The organism is Hydrogenivirga sp. 128-5-R1-1, assembly GCF_000171895.1.
Map to the genome: position 1 here is coordinate 1 of NZ_ABHJ01000475.1, position 1,148 is coordinate 1,148.

The following is a 1,148-nucleotide window of genomic DNA, read 5'->3' on the forward strand; positions in this document are numbered from 1 at the left end:
ACAATATTTTAGGTGAGAAATCTTGATACCACCTAAGGAAGAAATCTTAAAAGCAGTTTCAGAAGTAAAAAAATATGTAGACCAGAGAATATCGGAATTTAAAAATTTAAAACTAAAAAATCAGACAACTTTTAATTTTAAACCTTTTTTAGACATAGGCCCTTATGATGCAGATATATTCTCTGAGGCCTGCTTTTGTATTTTAACTGCAAACTCTTCTGCAGCAATGGGAATAAAAATACAAAAAGAAATTGGAATAAAAGGATTTCAGGAATTACCTTTAGAAAAGCTTTTTGAAATTATAAGAAAAAAAGGACATAGATTTGCAATGCAGAGGGCTGAAAGAATAGTCAAGTTAAGGGATAAAAAAGAGTTTTTACTGGAAATAGCCAAAAAAGAAAATGGAAAAGAAGCAAGAGAAATTTTATCAAAAGAAATTTACGGATATGGATATAAAGAAGCAAGCCACTTTTTGAGAAATATAGGATTTGATGATGTTGCTATAATAGACCGTCATATATCAAGATTTTTATTTGAGAAAGGTCTTGTAAAACCAAGGAAAACAATAACAAAAAAAGTTTACCTTGAAGCAGAAGAAGCTCTGGAAAAAATAGCACAGCAGTTAAATTTAACGTTATCGGAGCTTGATTTATATATTTTCTACATAAAAACCAAAAAAGTCCTAAAATGATGAATCCTGAGATTAACATATTAAAAAGACTATGTCAGGAAAATTACATAAAAATTTCAGACAAACAATTAGAGCTTTTTGACAAATATCTGTCCTTTTACCTAAAATGGAATAATGTATATAACCTATCTTCTATAAGAAAAAAAGAAGAAATAGTCAAAAAACATTTTTTTGATAGTTTAACACTTGTAAAACTTTTTGAAAAAACAAATATAGAGCTTAGGAATAAAGAAGTAGCAGATTTCGGCTCAGGAGCAGGGTTCCCTGGAGTTCCATTAAAAATTTACTATGAGGATTTAATAAATTTATCATTGATAGAAGCAGTACAGAAAAAATGCATTTTTCTTGAAATGTTGAAAAAGAGATAGATTTAAAGTATGAAGTTTTATGTAAAAGAGCAGAAAATATTGATAAAAGTTGACATTGTAGTAAGCCGTGCTACTGGAGAAACCTTTGA

Annotated in this window: 2 protein-coding genes; both read left to right on the forward strand. The window is 28.6% G+C overall.

The window, feature by feature from the left end; genetic code table 11:
* The first annotated feature begins 22 nt into the window (after positions 1-22).
* Positions 23-691 carry an N-glycosylase/DNA lyase gene (locus HG1285_RS00585; protein WP_008289625.1) on the forward strand — a complete coding sequence of 223 codons (669 nt, stop codon included), beginning with the start codon at positions 23-25 and terminating at the stop codon, positions 689-691.
* Positions 688-1,059 (forward strand): RsmG family class I SAM-dependent methyltransferase, encoded by a 372-nt coding sequence (locus HG1285_RS18595; RefSeq protein WP_008289627.1) that lies wholly within the window; start codon positions 688-690, stop codon positions 1,057-1,059. Before HG1285_RS00585 ends, HG1285_RS18595 begins: the two co-directional genes overlap by 4 nt.
* The last annotated feature ends 89 nt before the right edge of the window (positions 1,060-1,148 follow it).